General features: G+C 37.5%; 17 protein-coding genes and 1 pseudogene. 16 read left to right on the top strand and 2 right to left on the bottom strand.

Annotation, left to right across the window (positions count from 1 at the left end; translation table 11 throughout):
• Positions 1-160: 160 nt before the first annotated feature.
• The 3 genes from MYP_RS21095 (at position 161) to MYP_RS25880 (ending at position 2,962) form a co-directional block, all read left to right on the top strand.
• Positions 161-805: a carbonic anhydrase family protein gene (locus MYP_RS21095; protein ID WP_045467966.1), complete on the top strand. Its 645-nt coding sequence runs from the start codon at positions 161-163 to the stop codon at positions 803-805.
• A 115-nt stretch (positions 806-920) separates the two neighbouring features.
• Entirely contained in the window at positions 921-1,208 is a 288-nt protein-coding gene (locus MYP_RS21090) for a GNAT family N-acetyltransferase (protein ID WP_045467963.1), read from the top strand.
• 50 nt (positions 1,209-1,258) lie between these two features.
• A complete protein-coding gene (locus tag MYP_RS25880; protein WP_081990628.1) occupies positions 1,259-2,962 on the top strand; it encodes a family 16 glycosylhydrolase in 1,704 nt (567 codons plus the stop codon).
• A gap of 89 nt (positions 2,963-3,051) precedes the next feature.
• Here MYP_RS25880 and MYP_RS25500 read toward each other — a convergent pair whose 3' ends face one another.
• Positions 3,052-6,426, bottom strand: coding sequence for a T9SS type A sorting domain-containing protein (locus tag MYP_RS25500; protein WP_052430413.1), 3,375 nt, complete (start codon positions 6,424-6,426; stop codon positions 3,052-3,054).
• Between the two features lie 421 nt (positions 6,427-6,847).
• Between MYP_RS25500 and MYP_RS25495 the strand changes: the two genes are divergently transcribed.
• From MYP_RS25495 to MYP_RS21040, 7 genes are all read left to right on the top strand, one after another.
• Entirely contained in the window at positions 6,848-8,818 is a 1,971-nt protein-coding gene (locus MYP_RS25495; RefSeq protein ID WP_052430412.1) for a glycosyl hydrolase family 8, read from the top strand.
• Between the two features lie 281 nt (positions 8,819-9,099).
• Positions 9,100-9,393, top strand: a complete 294-nt coding sequence (locus MYP_RS21070) for a T9SS type A sorting domain-containing protein (protein WP_045467960.1) — start codon at positions 9,100-9,102, stop codon at positions 9,391-9,393.
• A 406-nt stretch (positions 9,394-9,799) separates the two neighbouring features.
• Positions 9,800-12,178 carry a glucuronyl esterase domain-containing protein gene (locus tag MYP_RS26460; RefSeq protein WP_197060152.1) on the top strand — a complete coding sequence of 793 codons (2,379 nt, stop codon included), beginning with the start codon at positions 9,800-9,802 and terminating at the stop codon, positions 12,176-12,178.
• A gap of 234 nt (positions 12,179-12,412) precedes the next feature.
• Complete coding sequence (locus MYP_RS21055; RefSeq protein ID WP_045467953.1) at positions 12,413-13,744, top strand: pectate lyase family protein; 1,332 nt, start codon at positions 12,413-12,415, stop codon at positions 13,742-13,744.
• 193 nt (positions 13,745-13,937) lie between these two features.
• Positions 13,938-14,474 carry a DUF1648 domain-containing protein gene (locus tag MYP_RS21050; RefSeq protein WP_045467950.1) on the top strand — a complete coding sequence of 179 codons (537 nt, stop codon included), beginning with the start codon at positions 13,938-13,940 and terminating at the stop codon, positions 14,472-14,474.
• 278 nt (positions 14,475-14,752) lie between these two features.
• A complete protein-coding gene (locus MYP_RS21045) occupies positions 14,753-15,514 on the top strand; it encodes an SDR family oxidoreductase (protein WP_045467947.1) in 762 nt (253 codons plus the stop codon).
• 24 nt (positions 15,515-15,538) lie between these two features.
• A complete protein-coding gene (locus tag MYP_RS21040; protein WP_045467944.1) occupies positions 15,539-16,459 on the top strand; it encodes a helix-turn-helix domain-containing protein in 921 nt (306 codons plus the stop codon).
• Between the two features lie 387 nt (positions 16,460-16,846).
• Here the strand turns inward: MYP_RS21040 and MYP_RS21035 are convergent, their stop codons facing one another.
• Entirely contained in the window at positions 16,847-17,119 is a 273-nt protein-coding gene (locus MYP_RS21035; RefSeq protein WP_156140771.1) for a hypothetical protein, read from the bottom strand.
• A 295-nt stretch (positions 17,120-17,414) separates the two neighbouring features.
• Between MYP_RS21035 and MYP_RS21030 the strand changes: the two genes are divergently transcribed.
• The 6 genes and pseudogenes from MYP_RS21030 (at position 17,415) to MYP_RS26965 (ending at position 21,321) form a co-directional block, all read left to right on the top strand.
• On the top strand, positions 17,415-18,680 hold the full coding sequence (locus MYP_RS21030) for a M20 family metallopeptidase (protein WP_045467938.1): 1,266 nt from the start codon (positions 17,415-17,417) through the stop codon (positions 18,678-18,680).
• Between the two features lie 12 nt (positions 18,681-18,692).
• Entirely contained in the window at positions 18,693-19,328 is a 636-nt protein-coding gene (locus MYP_RS21025; RefSeq protein ID WP_045467935.1) for a trimeric intracellular cation channel family protein, read from the top strand.
• Positions 19,329-19,805: 477 nt separating this feature from the next.
• A pseudogene (locus MYP_RS25875) lies at positions 19,806-19,964 on the top strand (SDR family oxidoreductase); the annotation flags it as partial.
• A gap of 5 nt (positions 19,965-19,969) precedes the next feature.
• A complete protein-coding gene (locus MYP_RS21015; RefSeq protein ID WP_045467933.1) occupies positions 19,970-20,527 on the top strand; it encodes an NADPH-dependent FMN reductase in 558 nt (185 codons plus the stop codon).
• A gap of 31 nt (positions 20,528-20,558) precedes the next feature.
• Positions 20,559-21,221, top strand: a complete 663-nt coding sequence (locus tag MYP_RS21010; protein ID WP_197060151.1) for an SDR family oxidoreductase — start codon at positions 20,559-20,561, stop codon at positions 21,219-21,221.
• A 25-nt stretch (positions 21,222-21,246) separates the two neighbouring features.
• Positions 21,247-21,321 (top strand): hypothetical protein, encoded by a 75-nt coding sequence (locus MYP_RS26965; protein WP_370568893.1) that lies wholly within the window; start codon positions 21,247-21,249, stop codon positions 21,319-21,321.
• Positions 21,322-21,339 lie beyond the last annotated feature (18 nt).

Raw genomic sequence — 21,339 nt, 5'->3', positions numbered from 1 at the left:
AAAAAGAATGTTTTAAAAATTGATTAATGACTAAATGTAAAAATTTTAAAAATAAGTTCTTCTATTTTTAAATCAATCTCAATCAGATTATTTTTGATATCCTCTATTAACTGTATTTTGTCTGATAGAGGTTCTCAATAAACCTTAATTAGAAGAAATCATGGAGCTAAATCCGTTAATAGAAAAAGTACTAACTGCAGATGAGCAGCAAAAACTCACCCCTGATGAGGTGTTGAAGCAACTTAAAGAAGGTAATAAAAGATTCATTTCCGGTACACTGACTTTGCGCGATCATTCTAAACAAATCAGGGATGCTGTGAATGGCCAGTATCCGAAAGCTATTGTGCTTTCCTGCATAGATTCAAGAGTTCCTGTAGAAGATGTCTTTGATAAAGGAATCGGAGATTTGTTTGTTGCACGTGTAGCAGGTAATATCATAAATGATGACATTCTGGGTTCAATGGAGTTCAGTTGTAAAGTTGCGGGAGCTAAACTTGTGCTTGTTATAGGGCATGAATACTGTGGTGCAATAAAAGGCGCGATAGATCATGTTGAATTAGGAAACCTGACTACTTTATTGAAAAAGGTTGAGCCTGCCATTCAGAATTGTAATCATTATCATGGTGAGAAAACATCTAAAAATTATGAGTTTGTGGACCTGGTAATAAAGGAAAATGTCAAGGTTACTGTTGAGGCAATTCGTAAGCAAAGCTCTATTTTAAAGGAAATGGAAGATCAAGGGTTGATTAAAATAGTTGGCTCCTATTATGATATGGACAATGGTCAGGTGACATTCTATGAATAGATTCCCCTGAACCAAGGGAGAAAGGAAAGCAGGCAGTAGTGTCCGTTTCCCTTTTTTGTACACTACCAACCCTGTTCAACACCAATGATCAAAATTCAGAAAAAATCTTAGAGGTATGAGAGATATCAGACAGCAGGTTCATGAAGGTGGAGGAATGTTTTTTGTTCGGAAAAGTGATAAGATATTAGCCAAGTTGGAGTATACTTTAAAATCAGAATATCTAATGATAATAGACCATACAGAAGTAGACGAAAGCTTTAAAGGAGAAGGAGTTGGACATGCTTTGGTTGAAAAGGCTATAGGTTTTGCCAGAAGTAACCGTATGAAAGTTATACCGTATTGTCCTTTCGCAAAGGCGATTATAGATAAAACCGTGGAATTTCAGGATGTTATTTTAAAATGAGAGTTTGATTCCTTAAATTGTACTAAGTAAGGAAAAAAAATAATATTTCGATGAGAGTTATAATCGCTATTTCACTTTGTCTTTTCTTAAGCCCGCTCTATGCTCAGAAAATCAATAAAGTATTAATTTGGTCTGAAGAATTTGATTATTCAGGTTTGCCGAACCCCAACAAATGGAACTACGATGTAGGCGGTAGCGGATTTGGGAATAATGAGCTGCAATATTATACCAAAGAAACGTTGGAAAATGTTCGGGTTGATAATGGGAAGCTGATAATTGAAGCCAGAAAAGAGAATTATTCAGGCAAAAAGTTTACTTCTTCAAGAATAAAAACACTGGGGAATGGCGACTGGAAATATGGTCGGTTTGAAGTCAGGGCTAAATTGCCCACTGGCAGAGGTATCTGGCCGGCCATCTGGTTTTTGCCAAGCGAAAATATATATGGCAACTGGCCTTCAAGCGGTGAAATAGATCTGATGGAGAATGTGGGATATGATCCTGACAAAATATTTTTTACAACACACACAGAGCGATACAATCATGCGACTGGCGAAGGAAGAGGTGGTAGTACAGATCTAGTTGCTCCTTATAACAACTTTTATACTTATGCTTTGGAATGGTATGCAGACAGCTTAAGATTTTATGTTGATAATGTTTTATATTATTCTCTTGATAAAAAGCCTACAGACACTTATAAGGAATGGCCATTTGATCAGAAGATGCATCTGATTATGAATAATGCAGTAGGTGGCGATTGGGCTGGCTCACAAGGAATAGATTCTACAATTTTTCCTCAGAAATTTGAAGTAGATTTTGTAAGGGTATATCAGTTCAGTGAGGAAAAATCAGAATATGATTTGTTGGTGCACCAGGTTGCTGGGGGATCTGTTACTGCTTCATTCCCGAATGGAAAAGTCAACGCTAATGCAAATGTCACTCTTGAAGCTGTCCCTGATGTAGGATTTGAGTTTATAAAGTGGGAAGGAACATATCAGGACCTTGACAATCCTCTTCAATTCGATATGGCAATAAATACGACGATAAAACCAGTATTCAGAAAGAAGGGTGAAATGATCCAGAATGGAGAATTTGATGCAGGATTCTTCAAATGGCATCAGACTGTGCCCTCTGGTCTTGCTTCATCAACTATAGATCAGGAAGAGATCGTATTTAATATATCTAAAAGCGGAGCCAATGCCTGGGATATACAATTCTCCCAGGATGATCTTTTAATAGAAAAGGGTAACTCTTATACTTTAAGATTTGATGTCTGGGCAAGCCAGCAAACAACTTTTGTTGCTAGCATAGGCATGAGCAAGGACCCATGGAATGTATATTCCGGAGCCACTCAGACAGCTGGTCCTGCAAAGAAAACAATTACTTATAATTTTACAATGTCTGGCAATACAGATCCAGAGGCCAGGATTATTTTTGATCTGGGAAAAGCTTTGGGTAGTTTACACTTTGACAATATAAGCCTTGTTAACGATAATGTATTAAGCACATTCAAACCTTTGGTAAAGTCTAAGCTATCATTCTATCCTAATCCTGCTGCTGATAAGATTCTATTTGAATCAGACGCTCTTATTCGCAGCTTAACTATTTACAATCAATCAGGAAAAATTGTCTTTGAAAAAAGGAGCATTCGTGACTATAAGGTTGAAATAGCTGCAGCAGGCTTCCCTAAGGGCGTTTATATTGCAGAAATAGAAACCGCCGAAGGCGTCATTAAGGAAAAAGTTATCAAGGATTAGATTTAGTTTTTGATAAGCTTAAGAAAACTCTTTATAAAAAAGGTCCACTCAAATAAATCGGAGTGGACCTTTTGCTTTGATATTAATTACTATTGCTTAACTATTCGTTTTCTCCACAACTGAGTTCCTCCCAGTACTTCTAATATGTAAACTCCAGGAAGAAAATCTGATCCAATTGTTATTGACTCGTTTGCCTGTTGAGCAAAGTTAGCTAACTCTGATCCTTTGGTATCGATAATTTTGATAAGAAGAGTTTCTCCTTCATTACTATTTGCCTTTATTGTAAAGGATGTCGAGCTTGGGTTTGGATAAACAATGAGATCATCATGAATTATACCTGAAACAAAGAAAATTTTGCTGTACTCAAATTTGCCATCCAGATCTGTTTGCTTAATTCTATAATAGTTATAGTCTCCAGAAGCAGATTCAGAATAGATATACTTATTTGCAGAAGTACTATTTCCCTTTGCCTTTATTGTGCCTGTAGCAGAAAAGTTAACTCCGTCTTTTGATTTTTCAATGATAAAAAAATCCGCATCTTTTTCCTGCGCTGTAGCCCACTCCATGTGAATCTGAGCACCGTTTCTCTCCACATTGACATACAGGTATGAGACAGGAAGGGTGCAATTCGGATCCGGCAATACGTCTATAATTTTAGTATCCACCTTTCCTATCTGAATATCATCCATTGCAAATGCAGCAGCTTTTTGAAGATTTAAATTTGGAACTCTTAGTTCAACAGTGAGGTTTCCTGTAATTGCAGCTATAAAATTATAACCAAAGTTATTCCATGAGGTGTTTAGAGGAAGTGTAAATCTTTTAACCGGAATTCCACCTACATATAGATCTAGTTTAGTAGTTTTAGCATTATTGGATGTGTCAGGATTTGCTTTTGTAAATTCATTATGAATATTTGCCAGCCAAACAGAAAATCCATATTCCTCTCCATTTGTAACTGCTATCGTCTGACTAAATACTATCTCATGGCCAGCAGAATATACTCCACTACCGGAGAAATAGTCAAATGAGCTTGCGCTGCCTGTAGTATGGTCTGAGACAGAAGTATAAATTTTATCCTGTGTATTGGAAAATGCAGAAGGATTTTTCCCGATTATATACTCACCATTGCTTAGACCGTATGTTCCAGGCAGGTTTGTTCTGTCAGTCATATTGCTCCCGTTTTTTGTCGTGAGCGAATAATCCGGATTGCCTATCTGATTACCACGAACAAATTTGAACTCGGCGGTATATCTATCTGTAGTTGCTACCGGCTCAGCCGTTGTTATGGCATCATTAGGTTTATCAATTGTAGTTGAGCTTGTAACCCCTCCATTGTCGGTATGTGTCCACTTTGTGAAGAAGCCATTTGACGAAGTTGCTTCAAGTGTCAATTCTCCTGCATTACATAACGTAGTTGCATTTAGGTCATCACAGTCAGTAACATCAATTGTAACTGTGTGTTTCTGCCTTCCGGGAGCACCAAAAGAAATATCATCCATTGCAAAATCATTTCCTGCATCAGCTCTTGAAATTTCAGAAATTTTAATTGTTGCGGTACCAGATGTTGTAGCAGTATATTTATAACTTACTTTTTGCCATTGACATGTAGCGCCTGCAATTGTTATGGGAGTTGGATTAACAAGTTGATCATTTACATAAAGATTTATCTGCGGTTGTCCGCTCGGTGTTTTAACCCCATTTACTGTACCATCAAAGGGGTCGGTGCATACACAATATTCAGTATTTGCGTTTGTAAACCATGCTGCAAATTCATATTCCTGTCCCGCTTCCAGTGTTACTTGCTGTGACCAGATATAGGTATCTGTAAATGGCGTTCCTGCCGGTATATTCTTTGCGGCAGCATCTGTAAATAGTAAATTCCCTGTTCCGGTTGTATGGTCTGGACAAGGCTTTATCCCAGTATATCCATCATTATTGGAAAATACATAATTGTAGATGGAGAAATTTCCATTTTGTAGCCATGATATCCCCTTTCTGTTTGGAATCCCGAAAAAGGTATTGGCATCTGTTCCGTTTACTGCATTAGCCGGATTGATAAAGTTGTAATAAGAACTATGTGTAAATCCGGGAGATGCGTCCCCTACAGTAAATAACTCAAAATCTCCATTAATTACCTGATTCCCTACAGGCACCTCCGCGTCAACTTCCAAAGTGTGTGTTCCAATGGATACCGGTAAAAAGGTCGGATTTTTTGCATTGACATTGCTTATACCACTTGCTCCGGACCAGATTATAGATCCCGCAGTATTCCCTGTGGCGCCTAAAGCATTAAGCTTGGCAGTTTCTCCCAGACATAGCGAAATTTTGTCTGTTTGAGCAAACAATATTCTTTTGGACACCATTTCTACATCCGTTTTATAACATGATGTTTTATTGATGTCAGCAAGTTTTTCTACAACCCTCACAGTATATTGCCCCGAAGTTGTAACGTTTATTTCGTTATCGTTTTGTAGTGGAGCTGTTAAAGCTTGTCCGTTTTTAAACCATTGATAATAATAGCCGACTTGCAAAGGAGTACTTAAAGTTAATGCCGGCGAAATAGGATCAGTATCAATAATATTAGTTCCGGTACTTGTATTAATGGATGGAGCAGTAACGTTTCCGGGAACGCAACAACTGGCAGACGCTGTAGGACTGACATTTACTGCAACTGCAGGACAAAGAGTTGTAATATTCCAGTCAAGAAAGGCAGGCCTGTTGGTTGTTGTTGAATGAGAAATTGTTGTTGATCCTATAGAATAGGAGTTATTGAACGTTGTAGTGGGAAATGCCACCAATCCGCTGATATCTGATGTTCCTGCAGGATTGGTTGCATCGCTGTATATAACAGATATAGTAGTTGATCCTGCAGGAATTGTAAGCCCCGGATCTGTTGGGCTGGTATTTACTTTAATAGGTACAAGATAAGTCTGACCTTCTGTGGTGCTGATAAGGTCAGAACATTTAAATGTATGCCAGACTGAAGCAGCGGTTGGAGTGGCAGTTGGTCCAACTATTACCTTTAACCTGTATGTTGCATTTGGATCACAGTAATAAAGTTTTATAGGTACAGTAATAGCATTTAATCTGAAATCAGTTGTTGAATTTACAGAAACTGAATAACCATTGTTTAATATAGAAGTTCCTGATGCAGGCATCGCATAAGGCGGAGTCCCTCCTTTTGACGGGCCTCCTGTTTGATTAATTTGCTCCTGATAGCTTATAATTGTTGGTGAGGTCAAAGGAGACTGATAGGTGAAGTCATATCCCTGGCCGTATTTCGATCCCCCAACTGTCCATATATAATCAGTTCCCGGAACTGCAGTAGGAATGGATAACTGAGGAGACTGATTGGGACATTGATTGACAATAGTTGCCGTTTGGGACCCGCATTGGCTGAAACTTGTATTTGAATGAAACAAAGAAACAAGCAACATTAATGACAAAACAAGGACCTTATTCATAGTTTTATTAATTGTTGGATATCAAATGGTTTTGAAGAGAAGGTTTTTGGTCTCCCAACCCTTATTTTTCGGGTTTTCATATACCAATCCTCTACCAGATAAGTACTGATTTTAGCCCAAAAAGTAAACGGTAACTTTTATAAATCTCAATAGTTAGAAATGGTTTGGTTATGACAATAAGAAAAGCAGGAAAGATTATAGTAAATCCCATATTGCTCATGGGCTACTTTATAAAATCAGATAGTCTCCATCTAGAGAGAATGTACAATTCTTTCCAACGTTTTATTTAATCTTATTGAATTGAACAAAAGCAAGATGGACCTTGATTGTCCGATGAAATTGTGAACTAAATCTCATAATTGTTCAATCTAAGGGCCATTATTTTTTATTAGATTTGCACTTCAAAAAAACCTATACATGCATGAAACACATCTACCTGTTTAGTCTTTTGTTTCTGTTATCATTAAACGGAATAAAAGCAGCAAACATTTTTTCTAACCCAGGCTTTGAAAGCGGCCAGGACTGGTGGGGATCCCAAGTAACTGACGGGTCTGCCACTGTAGACTACAACTCATCTGATGCACACAGCGGAAATTATTCAGCACACTTCAATGTTTTAACACCTGGTGACAATAACTGGAACATTCAGCTTAATACACCAAGTAATTGGGCTGCAGAAAAAGGGGCAAAGTACATCATTAGCTTTTATGCCAAAGCTGATAAGGATGTTTCCATCCACCTGGCCGCTCAGGATGGACCTCCATTTTATAATTATAGAACTGGATCTAACTATACGCTTAACTCTGACTGGAAGTTAATCGAGATGGTTTATACATCAGATGCAGAGGGTGAAGGCGCATTACGTTTTAATATTTTTGTAGGGGCATCAGCAGCAAATTATTACTTTGATGATTTCAATCTGGAAATCATTCCTGAAGTTGAACTAGGCACGCCTGTTCCTCCAACTCAGGGAGCTTACTATACTGACCTATATAGAAATATGTTTAAGGAAATGGGTAAGTCAGAAACTGCAATAGATAATAAAGTTGAAGCAGCTTTTCAGCAGCTGTTTTATGGCAGCTCAACTTCAGAAGCTCTATATTTTGAAACAGGGAGCGATATGGCTTATATAGATGCTATATCCAGTAAAGATATCCGTTCAGAAGGGATGTCTTATGGAATGATGATCGCTGTTCAGCTTGACAAAAAAGAAGAGTTTGACAAACTATGGAAATTTGCTAAAACATATATGCAACATAAAACCGGTCCTAGAGCAGGATATTTTGCATGGCAGGTAGATGCTTCTACTTTTGAAATCTTGGATCCGAACAGCGCTTCGGATGGTGAAGAATATTTTGCTACCGCTTTGTTCTTTGCTGCACACAGATGGGGTAACGGGGAAGGCATTTTTAATTATGAGGCTGAAGCACAACAGCTTTTATCAGACATGATAAATCTGGAAACCAGAAATGGCGGGGTAGTTAACCAGCTTACCAATATGTTTAACAAAACAAATAAGCAGGTAGTTTTTGTACCAGAGGGAGGTAACGCAGATTTCACAGACCCTTCTTATCACTTGCCTGCATTTTATAAGCTTTGGTCTTTGTGGGCCAGCACTGATAATCAGTTCTGGGCAGATGCAGCCGATTCAAGCAAGCTGTTTCTTTTGAAGGCCATGCATCCTAATACCGGACTTGTGACTGATTATATGACCTTTGACGGCCAGCCTTATACAGTATCGTGGAACAGCAACGCAGGAAACTTTGCTTACGACTCCTGGAGAGTAATTTCTAACATTGCTATGGATGCCCACTGGTTTGGTAACTCCTGGCATTCAGCTCAGGTTGATAAACTTTTGACCTTCTTTAATTCATATGGTTCCAACTATAATGCATTGTATCATCAGGATGGTACTCCAACAGAAAATACTCATGCCGCTTCCGGCTTATATGCCATGAATGGTGCAGGAACATTAGCCTCCAACAATGCAATTGCCTGGGATTTTGTAGACAAACTATATAATCAGGCTGTTCCCACCGGAGAATACAGATATTATGACGGTTTACTTCATATACTCGCCCTGTTACATGCTTCGGGTAAGTTTAAAATATGGAAGCCTGAAACTGTTACTTCAAATGTCAATGCTTTAAGTAGCACAGTTAAACTCATGATTTATCCGAATCCTTCTCCTTCAGGAAAGATTAACCTTTCTTCAGATATTGTTCAAGAGGGTAGTTTTGAAATCAGAGATATTTCCGGAAGGACTTTACATAGTGGAATTATGGAAAACGGTAAAGCTGAGGTTTCAGTTACGACTTTAAAGGAAGGGATTTACTTTGTGAATATAAAAGATGCAAAGAATATTTTTACAGAAAAAGTAATTATCAAGTAATTAATGTGATCTGTGCGCAGTCAATAATATCAGCTGCGCACAGATCTTTATGTAAATAGAGAGTTAGTTGTAACTCTATACCCTCCAATTCTATTTTACATCTTCCTAAGGCTATGATGTTTATTAATCAGATGTTTGTTCGATTAAAGAAAGTTTCTTAATCTCTTCAATTCTTATTTTGCTAATCATTTGATTATCTAGATATCCTCCGAGTCAAGCTTTAACGTTGAGTCGGTGGAATTATAACATATTCTCATTTTATAAAGACTTTCGATCAAGTTGTGAAATATTTCAAAGGTGGACGATGTGATTATACCAGCATTTCAAATGCTTCTAAGAATAGTTTGAATTTAAATCTTTACCCTAATCCTGCTTCTGATGTATTATTAATTTCTTCTGCAGTATCACTAGTTCGCGAATCTTATGCTATCGTCGACTATGCTGGAAGGATTATTGACAAGGGGATTATTGACAATGATATGTTTGAGTTGCAATTAACTGGTCTAAAACCTGGTTTATATCTTATAAAGATTGGAGAAAAAACAGTTAAGCCTTTCGTTATTAATGAATTGTGATCTACGCTCATAAAATTTTTTCTCTTATTTAGTTTTGTTATCGCCCGGGTATTCCGGGCGATTTTCATTAGTCACTAAACCTTTAGACTACGACAACATTTATTCTGATAATTTTTTCACTTTTTTTCAATTCATGTTTACTTTTTGATGAGTAGTGTTTAGTGCAAGAACTTTTGGAAACAATCCATGAGGTAATGACTTCCCTAATTACTAACTGGAATATAATCATGTCACTGAATCAAGAATTCAGGTAGACTGGCTTTGGCATAAGCTAATCTGAACTTTCCCTTTATTTAGTCTATAATAGGTTTCCGAACCTCTGTATTACTGCCATTGCAGGATGACAGCTGGTAGCTGTATTGCTTATTATGTTTTGACATGTATACTAATTAAAACAATAATAAATATGAGAATGAAGACAAGTGCATTTTTGCTATTCCTGAACATTGCACTATTCAATAATTTGTTCGGGCAGGTTCCCCTTGTATTTGATGTAGAAAACAGAACAGCTACAGGATGTAATACTGCTCCGGGAAACACAAATACTTCCAACACCTATTTACCAGATCCTTTCTCTTTTACTTATGGTGGAAGAGTGGCAACTTTTGATGATTGGACCTGTAGAAGAAATCAAATCAAATCGGACATTGAACAGTATGAAATAGGGCCAAAGCCTCCTAAACCTTCTAATGTGACTGCTACTTATGCAGGTGGGAAACTTACTGTAACTGTTGTTGAAAATGGCCAGACATTAAAATTAGAATCTAATGTAAACATCCCTTCCGGTACTGGTCCTTTCCCTGTAGTAATTGGGATGAACGCTCCTTCTGGTCAGTTAAGTGCAAGCCTTTTTTCCGGAGTTATACAGATTCCTTTTAATCATGACCAGGTAGTTTCTTATGGTGGTGGATCAGGAAGTATCAATGCAAATGATCCTTACTTTAAATTGTATCCAAGCACAAACATTGGTAAATATAGCGCATGGTCTTGGGGAATAAGCCGTTTAATTGATGGAATTGAAATTGTAAAATCACAAATGAACGCTGATCCTAAAAGAATTTGTGTGACAGGTTGTAGCTATGCTGGTAAAATGGCTTTGTTCGGTGGTGCTTTTGATGAGAGAGTGGCATTAACAATAGCTCAGGAATCCGGTGGTGGAGGTATTAACTCGTGGAGAATGTCTCAGGCATTTACATCCAGAACAGGCACTAATGTTGAGAAAATAGATAATACAAACTATAGCTGGTTTAAGTCCAGTATGAAAAACTTAAACCCAAATACATTGCCTCATGACCATCATGAGCTTATAGCGATGATTGCACCAAGGGCTTTCTTAGCATTGGGAAATCCTGGCTTTGAGTGGCTGGGAGATGAATCTGGTTATAAGTCTTGCATGGCAGCTCTTGAAGTATGGAAAGCTATGGGAGTAGAAGATAGATTCGGATTTGATTTTACAGGTGGTCACAATCATTGTGCTGCTGCAACTACTCAGAATAACTCAAGCACAGCTTTCATTAATAAGTTCCTAAAAAATACAAGTGCCAATACAAATATCAGAATTAATCCTTCACAAAGTGGATTTAATTTGGCTCTAACATCTGTAATAAACTGGACTACTCCGACAATTACATTTACTCAGGTTAATCCTAATGCTCCTTCTGTTGTATTAACATCGAATGTTACTGGTACCAGTCCTGAAGCTCCAGCTTCCATACTTTTGACAGCAGCTGTAACGGATGCAAATAACAATGTAACAAAAGTGGAGTTCTTTAATGGAACGAATAAACTTGGAGAAGACTTTACTGCTCCATACAACCTCCAATTGCATGAATTACCGGCTGGCACATACTCATTTACGGCAAAAGCAACAGATGCAGAAAATTTAAATGGAACCTCTGCAGCGATTACTGTCATTGTAAAAGCTCCTCCATTTAAAATTCAAAAGACTTCAATAGCTCCTGTCATCGATGGTACTGAGGAGCCTGGCATTTGGGACAACCCTCTTATTTCTTCTATAGAAGCCAAAAATATTTTAGTTGGCACAATTTCTTCAGCAAGCGATTTGAGTGGAAATGCTAAATTTTTATGGGATAACTCTTATTTGTATGCATTCGTCACTGTAACTGACAATACCAAACAAAATGATAGTCAGAACTCTTATGATGATGATGCTGTTGAGATCTATCTGGACATTAACAATGATAAGGCCTCTACTTATGGTGCCAATGATGTTCAATATACTTTTGGATGGAATGATGGAACTACCGTTGGAGTTTTACCAGCAGGCAGGTCTACAAGTGGTATTACTTATAGCGCAGTGAGTACACCAACTGGTTATGTTGTAGAGGTACGTATCCCTTGGGCCACTGTGCAGGCATCTCCAGCAGAAAATCAATTATTGGGCCTTGAGTTTATGATCAATGATGATGATAACGGAGGGACAAGAGATAAGAAAATCGCCTGGTCTTCAACCACTGACAATGCATGGCAAGATCCGTCTTTGTTTGGAGTAGCAAAGTTAGCAGATGAAGTTATCACCAGTTTTGAGGAGCAATACTCTTCATCTAATTTCCTTGCCTATCCTAATCCTTTTAATGCTGAGTTTAACATTGAAGCTAAAGGATATTTTACTTACCAATTGATGAACCAAATGGGGCAAGTATTAGAATCCGGTCAAATAAATGATAAGGCAGCGCTTATGACACAAAACTATGCAAAGGGCATGTACCTTTTAAAATTTACTCAAAACGACAAATCCAGAGTTATCAAATTAGTAAAAGAGTAAGATTTTCACCTGAAGATTAATTTTAGACAACAGTTATTTAAGGTTAAATTTTAGATGTAAAGCAAGGCGCTGTCCCAAAGATGGCGCCTTGCGTGTTTAGATAGGCGTAGTAGTATATGACATAATTAGCTTCTTCTCAAATACCTCCACATATAAATATTTCCATTATCGTTACCTTTCTGATTTTCCTTTGTTTTACAATAAATTTCACTGAAAAAAGATTTGAATTTAAAGATGCTAAAAGTGGGAATAGTAACATTATTGCTGATTGCATTATTTTCAACCTTCGGGCTGCAATTGAATGCTCAGGTTCAGGATTCTGAACCTTGTGGCTATGCTTCTTTAGAAGGCGGGACTACAGGAGGGGCAGGAGGTCCGGTAGTTGTGCCTACGTCCTTTGCAGAACTGCAACTATATGCGTCAGGCCCTAATCCTGTTATCATTCTTATAGACCGTGAGTTTAAAGGTCCGAATGTATTAAGGTTAGGATCAAATAAAACACTCTTTGGAGTGGGGACTAAGGGATTCTTCAATCAAATAGGTGTGAGTATTCAATGTCAGCACAACATTATTATTCGTAATCTTAAGTTTACCATGAAAGGCGTTCCTATTTCTAATGATGGTGAGAATAAAATAGCGGGATTTAACTTTGATCCTGATTGTATCGCTATTCAGGCAGATGATGAGACAGTGCCCGAAACCGAACGTAAGTCAAGTCATATCTGGATAGATCACTGTGAATTCTACAATGAAGACCCGACTCTCATGACCGATTATGACCGATATGATGGGCTGCTTGACGCTAAGAATAACTGTCAGTACATCACTATATCATGGAACTACTTTCACGATCACCACAAGGCGTGTCTTTTCGGAAAGGGAAACTCCGACGATTTCGACAGGAAAATTACCATGCATCATAATAAGTTTGAGAATATAGGTTCCCGTATGCCCCTTATGAGGTTTGGCAAATTGCACATGTTCAATAACTATACTACGAGATGTTTGGAAGGTAATGGGCTTAATGTGAGAATTAATTCCAATGCATATCTTGAGAAGAATTATTACGAAGATGTTAAGAAGCCAGTCTTTGGGAAATTATCGGAAGGTGGAAAAGCTTTATTAAAAGATAATATTTTCAAAAACTGTGACCGAATGCCGGCTATTACATTGCCTAATGCTCTGTCACAAGGTGCGTCTTCATTGAGCGGTAGTGAAGAGTTTGAAACAAGTAACTTTTCCCCTCCTTATCAATGTGCTTCCATTACCTTCCCTGTGGTTGATGTGCCTGCAAAAGTAAATCAATACGTGGGAGTAGGGAAACTGCATGCTCCTGCTATAGTTACGGGTATAAACAATGCTGCAGAAGATCTCTCAATTCACATATATCCAAATCCAACACAAGGTTTAATAAACTTAAATGCAAAACATTTCTGGACCTTAACAAATCTGCAAGGCCAGGTGCTTATAGAAGGTCATTCAGAAGTATTAGATTTAAATGGTTATACATCAGGTATGTATTTTTTGAAACTAGATTCAAAAGTTGTTAAGATACAGAAACAATAGAATTATTGAAGAATAAAGGATGAGCTATTCAAGAAGAGAGAATTTACCATAAGACATAAGTGTAGTATTCGTAGGAGCATTAATGTCCTTTTCCTTAAACAATAGAAGGCAAGTTTGGGGAAGGCCCTATTGTTTTTGTTTTATTGTGAACGATTTTTTTATTATTTTCAAGTAACTTTTGTAGAAGTTACTGATGACAAAAAGAATCCTCATCTCGATATCCATTATTATTACAGGAATTCCGTTCGTTTTGCTTTCCATTTATTACGACTGTTTGCCGGATCAGATTGCGGTATTTGTTGATATAAATGGAAGCCCGACAATGTTAATGGATAAAAGCATTTTTTCTGTTTTCAGACTTCCGCTGATGGGTGTAATGACACAGATTATCTGCTTTACTATGTATCGGATTAAGCTTGAATATGAAAGAGAAAAAAACCAAAGATTGTGGTTGTCGATATCAGTATTAGCAGCATTAAAAATGAGCCTAACTTCCATTGAGGTACTTATTTATACAAAACAGGATTTATTTAACCTTATTAGAATAACCGTTTTAATTGTTATTTTCTTAGCCATTTCAAGCATAGCGTTTAATTTATATTCCATTTATAATAGATACAATAAGCATTTTATGGAGTATTTTTCAAAAGTCAATGCTTCCCATAAAATACTATTGTTTCTGTCTTTCACTGTTTATTTATTGCTTGTTTTATTTCCGCTTATTGGTTAAATTTTATAGATGAGAGTTAACAGAGTAACCTTGAACTTTTCCCCAAGGAGAAAATCACACTGCTGATTACTGGCAATTTTTTAGTTAAATAATACTGTCGTACCACTCTTTCAAATAGAGACTATATTTTATCATTAATAAAATAGTATTCCAGATTAGTGTTTTTATAAGAATAAAAATCAACTTCTTATTAAAATTTTAACTACAAGAAACATTATTTTGGCTACAAATTTATTCTTCCCGGGTTGCAATTTTGTATAGAATTAAATGGCAAAAATATGAATACAAAAAAAATTGCATTGGTAACAGGAGCTAGTCGCGGCCTGGGTAAAGATATGGCTATAAATATTGCCAAAAAGGGAATAGACGTTATAATAACTTATAACAGCAACGAAATGGCAGCTAATGAAGTGGTGCGTGCAATTCAAACATTAGGACAAAAGTCAATAGCTTTTCAACTGGACACTAGTAACATCAATAACTTTAGTACTTTTGTAAGTAAGCTAACCGATTATTTACAATCAGAATATGGTAAAGCCAATTTTGATTTTTTAATTAATAATGCCGGAACGGGCATATACGGTTCTGTGGAAGATACAACAGTTGAAGCTTTTGATGCCATGATGAACATCCATTTTAAAGGTGTGTATTTCCTGACACAAAAATTATTGCCTTTGTTAAATAATGGAGGAAGCATTATTAACATTTCATCCGGTCTTACAAGAGTTTGCTTTCCTAACGTATCCGCTTATGCCAGCATGAAAGCTGCTATTGAAATGTATACAAAATGTCTGGCGAAAGAATTAGGACCAAGAAGAATTACTGCTAATGTTGTTGCTCCTGGTGCAATAGCTACCGATTTTGGAGGTGGCTCAAACAAGAGTGATGAAAATAAGAGAAGGGCAATAGCAAGTATTACAGCATTGGGAAGAGTTGGCGAAGCAAAAGACATAGGTGGTGTTGTAGCATTTCTATGCACACCGGAAGCAGGATGGATGAATGGACAAAGAATAGAGTTGTCCGGAGGTATGGCTTTGTAAATATTATTAAAAGATATTCTGAAAATGATCCAGTCTGAAATACATAGGGTAAAATCAATTGCCGAATTTCATAAAATGAAAGGGCTTCCGTCACCGATGCATCCCTTGATCAGCGTGATTGATTATAACAAGGTGGAATGTTCTAATGAGGTACACTTTAAAAATTTTGTTTTTGATTTTTATCATATCTCTTGCAAACGCAGTGTAGGAACAAAATATAAATATGGCCAGGGGAGTTACGACTTTGATGAAGGGGTAATGTTTTTTATCGCGCCGAACCAGGTATTTGGCATAGAACCTATAGCAGAAATAGCATCGCCCAAATCGGGGTGGATGCTTTTGGTTCACCCGGATTTCTTTTGGAATACTTCATTGGCAAAGAACATAAAACGTTATGAATATTTTGACTATGAAGTAAACGAAGCCTTGTTTTTGTCTGAAAAAGAAGAGGGGATTCTGAACAGTATAGTAAGTAATATTGAGCAGGAGTATCAAAGCAATATCGATAAGTTTAGCCAAAATATTATTGTATCGCAAATAGAAACCTTGCTCAATTATTCAGAAAGATTTTATCAAAGACAATTCATCACCAGAAAAAAGAATAATCATCAGGTATTAGCTAATCTGGAAAATCTGTTGAATGACTATTTTAACCATGATGAGTTAACCAGAAAGGGTTTGCCAACGGTTCAATACATTGCAGATGCTTTAAGTATCTCACCAACATATTTAAGTAGTTTGTTAAAATCCATTACAGGACTTACAGCCCAGCAGCATATTCATGAGAAGTTAATAGAAAAGGCCAAAGAGAAGCTGTCCACATCAAATTTATCAGTCGGTGAGATTGCCTATGAATTGGGTTTTGAACATTCACAATCATTCAGCAAGTTGTTTAAAGCTAAGACAAACCAGAGCCCTCTGGAGTTTAGAGCTTCTTTTAATTGAGGTAGTTATAATTAATGAAATGGGTAAAGTAGGAATACAGCTATTATACTTTTCAAAAGGCTTACTATTTGATGCCATCGCTTACACCGATGGCATCAATTGATTTGGGAATAGCTTAATTATTTGCAAGAAATTCCGATTTTTCCGTAAATTCTTCAAAGAAACTCTTTTAGTAAAACAAAGACCTTGAAGAATATTCTCTTATGCTTTACTTAGTAGAAGAAAGGTTCTATGAAGATGATTTTTATGACAGAAGCCTTTGCTTAAAGCGATAGTGTACACTTTCGTTATAATAGTTTAAAGGAGGTCATAAGTCGAAGATGTTAAATTTAATTTAGTGAAAATAAACTCAGTTAGCATGGATAGATAAATAATACTTGAGTATACTTATTTGACTCTTTGAAAGTAGGGGTAAACGATTGGTCCATTTTTTCCCTCTCTTCCTTTTAAATAGAAAAGGTCATTGTTAACCCAAAATATTGGATTTGTATAAGGACGAGGCTTTCGGCTATCAGTATCGTCAAAGTCTAAAGTTAATTGCTTATCAGTTAAGCTCCATTTTCCATATTTAGAAGTATTAATTCCATCTCCTGGAAAATTTTGTTTTTCTGAAGAATGATAATCTTTTTTTTGATCATTGTTGAATCTTCCAGTACCCAACACTTATCTTTTAATCGAAGATTAGCTTAAAAAATTATACCCATTCAATAAAATAGTGCAACTTCCCCCACTCAAATTCAATTCTCTACATTGCTAGTAAAAGTAAACAAAACAAAAGGTTTAATATTTTGCTTATAGGATAAAATTTATCTTCAGCAGGCCGTGATATCAATAAATGGGAGCTCAATGTTTCTTATTGAGTATCCTTACTTATTTCGTATTTGTGGATATTACTTCCATCTCTGTTTCCGGTGTCCATTACTAAAATAACATTTATATCTTTTTTTTAAGAACTATGGAAATCAATAAAATTAAAGCTTTCAATGATAAAATGGATAGTTTCATTGAAAAACTTCTTCCAGAACTTGAAGACATATATAAAGATATTCACCAGAACCCGGAATTATCAATGCAGGAGGTTCGGACAGCAAAAATTGCAGCAGATTATTTAACTAAATATCAATTCGAGGTTTCAACGGGCATTGGAAAAACCGGTGTAGTGGGCATAATGAAGAATGGAGAAGGTCCCATAGTAATGCTCCGTGCAGATATGGATGCGCTTCCAATTGCAGAGGATACAGGTTTACCATACGCCAGTTCAAAAGTGGGAAGAGATGAGGAAGGGACTGAAGTGGGGGTTTCACACGTGTGTGGACATGATTTGCATGTAACATGGTTAATGGGGATCGCCAGATTATTCTCCGAACATAAAGATAAATGGGAAGGAACATTAATGACCGTTTTTCAACCTGGTGAAGAAATAGGTCGTGGTGCACAAAGCATGATTGATGATGGGATGATGGATCGTTTTCCTAAACCAGATATAATACTTGGCCAGCATGTCATGGTGGGTGAATCCGGGACCATTGGTTATCGTAGCGGAAAAATATTATCTGCTGGTAACAGCCTTAAAGTTAAACTTTTTGGACGCGGCGCACATGGTTCCTCACCTCAAACTTCCATTGATCCTGTAATTATGGCCGCTGCAACTACCATGCGCTTACAAACCATTATTTCCCGAGAGATAGCACCGGTGGAACATGCAGTACTGACCGTGGGTGCAATTCAGGCTGGAACAAAAGAAAACATTATTCCCGAAGATGCTACATTAAAATTGAATATACGCACTTTTAATGATGGGGTAAGGGATCAAATACTATCAGCTGTAAAACGGATTTGTTGCGCCGAATGCACTGCCTCCAATGCTCCCAGAGAACCGGAATTTACTACGTTAGATAGTTATCCGATGACTGAGAATGATTCCGCCGCAACGGCAAAAGTGGCAGAGGCCTTCCATGCACAATTTGGTACCAGAGCATACGAAACACAGCCAGCTTCCGCCAGCGAAGATTTCAGTGTTTTCGGAAGAAACTGGAAAGTGCCCTATGTATTCTGGTTCGTGGGTGGTACAGACCCTAAAACATATCTTGAAGCCAAAAAAAATAATCAGCTGAATTCTATTCCCAGCAACCACTCTCCCAAATTTGCGCCGGTTATACATCCAACACTAAAAACTGGTTTGCAGGCTATGATGACTGCCGCAGCAACTTGGCTGAATTAACTACCTATTAAGATGAACAAACAGCAATTGTTATTTTATATCCTTGAACTGGAAGGAACTTTTGTTTTTGCTATGAGTGGAGCAACTGCATCAAAACAACATGGACTTGATCTGTTTGGAATTATTGCAATCGCATTCATAGTGGCCTGTGGAGGGGGTATTATCCGTGATGTTTGTATCGGCTCCATCCCACCTGCGGGGCTAAAAAACTGGTATTACCTGGTAACATCTACCGTGGCATCGGGAATCACTATTGCTTTATATTCATTTATACAACGGCTTAAACATCCGGTTTTGTTTTTCGATGCAATAGGCTTATCCATTTTTGCAGTAACTGGTGCACAGAAAGCACTTTTATATAGCCAAAATGCAGAGGTTGCTATTCTTTTGGGAACAACTACTGCCGTTGGTGGAGGGCTACTGCGTGATGTTTTACTGAAACGTATTCCAGTAATTCTGAGAAAAGAGATTTATGCATCAGCAGCAGTTGTAGCTTGTATTATTGTAGTATTAGGAAATCACTTTAAATGGATTTCAAGCGGCTGGGTGTCCATCATTGCTGTTTCTACGTGTTTTTTATTAAGAATATTATCGCTTCGTTATAAATGGCACTTGAATTTTTTTTTCACAAAAAAATCAAACCATTGATGGGCCCCAACGTGGAGAGCCGTAGAAACAATTTTGCAGGTTTTGTTCAGTATAAATTTAGATTTTTTTGAGCCGGAGATGGCCAGAATTAGCATATCTCCAATTGCTAAGACGTAGAGAACAAAAAAATAAAGAACATCTAAACATAATAAATTTATGAACAGTTAGAAAACAAAGTTACCATTATCACCTTTGCCGCAAATGGTGTGGGGACTGTGGAAGCCCATTTATTAGCCAGCGAAGGCCCTAAATTATTGGAATGAAAACTATTATCCCTTATATGGGGACCAATGGTGACGGCTTGATCACAACTCTTCTTCAATAGCTGAGCTTGCCGGCAATGCAAGGCAAATGCTTATACTACATCAAAAGGTAATTCAATAATGTTGAGCAAGGGCGCGGTAGTGGAATTGCTAAAGATAACATTCGGGTTAACTCCGTTCATCCTGGTTATGCGGCTACACCAATGACGCAGAACATTTTGAAAAGGTCGCTATAGCCCTGACTCCAATGGACAGAGGTGCTAAAATGGAAGAGAATGCCAATGCTGTCCTGTTCCTTGTAAGTGACGAGTCTTCATTTATTACAGGTTTAGAGATGGTTATCGATGTAGGTTTACAGTATTATAATTCCTAAAAAATATGACAAAACTTAAAATAGCAGTTCTGGTAGGCAGCCTACGCAAAGAATCCTGGAATAAAAAAATAGCCAACGCCCTGATTAAGCTTGCTCCAGACATGCTTGAAATGGAGACTATCAGTATTGGGGACCTACCTCTTTATAATGAAGATTTGGAAGCCGACCCTCCTAAAGAGTGGGTGAATTTGCGCACACATCTTGCAACTTTTAACGGTTTACTTTTTGTAACGCCTGAATATAACAGATCTATTCCAGGGGTTTTAAAAAATGCCATTGATGTAGGTTCTCGTCCATACGGAAAAAATTCATGGGATGGAAAACCGGCGGGCATTGTGAGTGTTACTCCAGGTCATCTGGGAGCATTTGGTTCTAATCATCATTTGCGTCAATCCCTTGTTTTCGTTAATGTTCCGACCATGCCGCAACCAGAAGCTTACATAGGAGGCGTTGAAGCATTGTTTGATAAAGATGGAAACCTTAGCAATGCCTCAACCAAAGGTTTCTTGGAGAAGTTTATGGCTGCGTTTGCAAAATGGGTTGAAATAAATAGGAAGAAATAATAACAGCCGTTTTAATGATATAAAAAATATTATGAATCAAAAAGTCTTAGTAACGGCAGGTGCCGCAGGTATAGGTTTGGAAATACTAAAAGCATTTGCAGCTATCGGGGCAAAAACCTTTGTCTGTGACATTAACGAAACTGCACTGAAAGAAGTGGAGCAACATGTGCCCGGAGTAATTACCAGAGTATGCGATGTGTCGAAACGCGGCGATATTGAAAGTATGGTAAAATTCGGAGCAGAAGCTATGAGTGGTCTGGATGTATTGGTCAATAACGCCGGTATTTCGGGGCCTACTGCCCCGGTGGAGAAAATCAATCCAGATGATTGGGAAAAGGTGATGCAGGTGGATCTCACCGGAACATTTAATGTAACGCGGATGGCTATCCCATATCTTAAAAAATCATCTTCAGGAGTTATTATCAATATGTCATCCCTTGCCGGTAGATTCGGATATAAGAACAGAAGTCCCTATTCTACAGCAAAATGGGGCATTGTAGGCTTTACCAAGACCCTTTCTATTGAATTAGGGAAATATGGCATTCGAGCCAATGCTATTTTACCTGGAGCAGTTGCGGGTCCGAGGATTGACAACGTATTGAAAGGAAGGGCAGCTGCTAACCATACAACAATCGAAGAAGAAAAGGACAACGCAATTTCTATTCAGTCTTTAAAGGGGGTTTATAGATCCTAAAGATATTGCAGCTTTAGCTATATTTTTGGCATCTGACAGTGCAAAAATGATTTCTGGACAAATCATACCTATAGACGGTGATGCACAAAAAGCTTCTTAGTTATACCTATCATGAAAC

Source organism: Sporocytophaga myxococcoides, assembly GCF_000775915.1.
Taxonomy (GTDB): Bacteria; Bacteroidota; Bacteroidia; order Cytophagales; family Cytophagaceae; genus Sporocytophaga; species Sporocytophaga myxococcoides_A.
The sequence above is the reverse complement of the archived record's forward strand: the minus strand, read 5'-3'. Positions and strand labels throughout refer to the sequence as shown.

Bases quoted from the DNA above. Each gene is read 5' to 3' on its own strand.
- MYP_RS21050 (WP_045467950.1), top strand. From the start codon at position 13,938: ATGACAAAAAGAATCCTCATCTCGATATCCATTATTATTACAGGAATT.
- MYP_RS26460 (WP_197060152.1), top strand. From the start codon at position 9,800: ATGAGAATGAAGACAAGTGCATTTTTGCTATTCCTGAACATTGCACTA.
- MYP_RS21095 (WP_045467966.1), top strand. From the start codon at position 161: ATGGAGCTAAATCCGTTAATAGAAAAAGTACTAACTGCAGATGAGCAG.
- MYP_RS21090 (WP_045467963.1), top strand. From the start codon at position 921: ATGAGAGATATCAGACAGCAGGTTCATGAAGGTGGAGGAATGTTTTTT.
- MYP_RS21010 (WP_197060151.1), top strand. From the start codon at position 20,559: ATGAATCAAAAAGTCTTAGTAACGGCAGGTGCCGCAGGTATAGGTTTG.
- MYP_RS25495 (WP_052430412.1), top strand. From the start codon at position 6,848: ATGAAACACATCTACCTGTTTAGTCTTTTGTTTCTGTTATCATTAAAC.
- MYP_RS21040 (WP_045467944.1), top strand. From the start codon at position 15,539: ATGATCCAGTCTGAAATACATAGGGTAAAATCAATTGCCGAATTTCAT.
- MYP_RS21025 (WP_045467935.1), top strand. From the start codon at position 18,693: ATGAACAAACAGCAATTGTTATTTTATATCCTTGAACTGGAAGGAACT.
- MYP_RS21030 (WP_045467938.1), top strand. From the start codon at position 17,415: ATGGAAATCAATAAAATTAAAGCTTTCAATGATAAAATGGATAGTTTC.
- MYP_RS25880 (WP_081990628.1), top strand. From the start codon at position 1,259: ATGAGAGTTATAATCGCTATTTCACTTTGTCTTTTCTTAAGCCCGCTC.
- MYP_RS21055 (WP_045467953.1), top strand. From the start codon at position 12,413: ATGCTAAAAGTGGGAATAGTAACATTATTGCTGATTGCATTATTTTCA.
- MYP_RS21045 (WP_045467947.1), top strand. From the start codon at position 14,753: ATGAATACAAAAAAAATTGCATTGGTAACAGGAGCTAGTCGCGGCCTG.
- MYP_RS21015 (WP_045467933.1), top strand. From the start codon at position 19,970: ATGACAAAACTTAAAATAGCAGTTCTGGTAGGCAGCCTACGCAAAGAA.
- MYP_RS25500 (WP_052430413.1), bottom strand. From the start codon at position 6,426: ATGAATAAGGTCCTTGTTTTGTCATTAATGTTGCTTGTTTCTTTGTTT.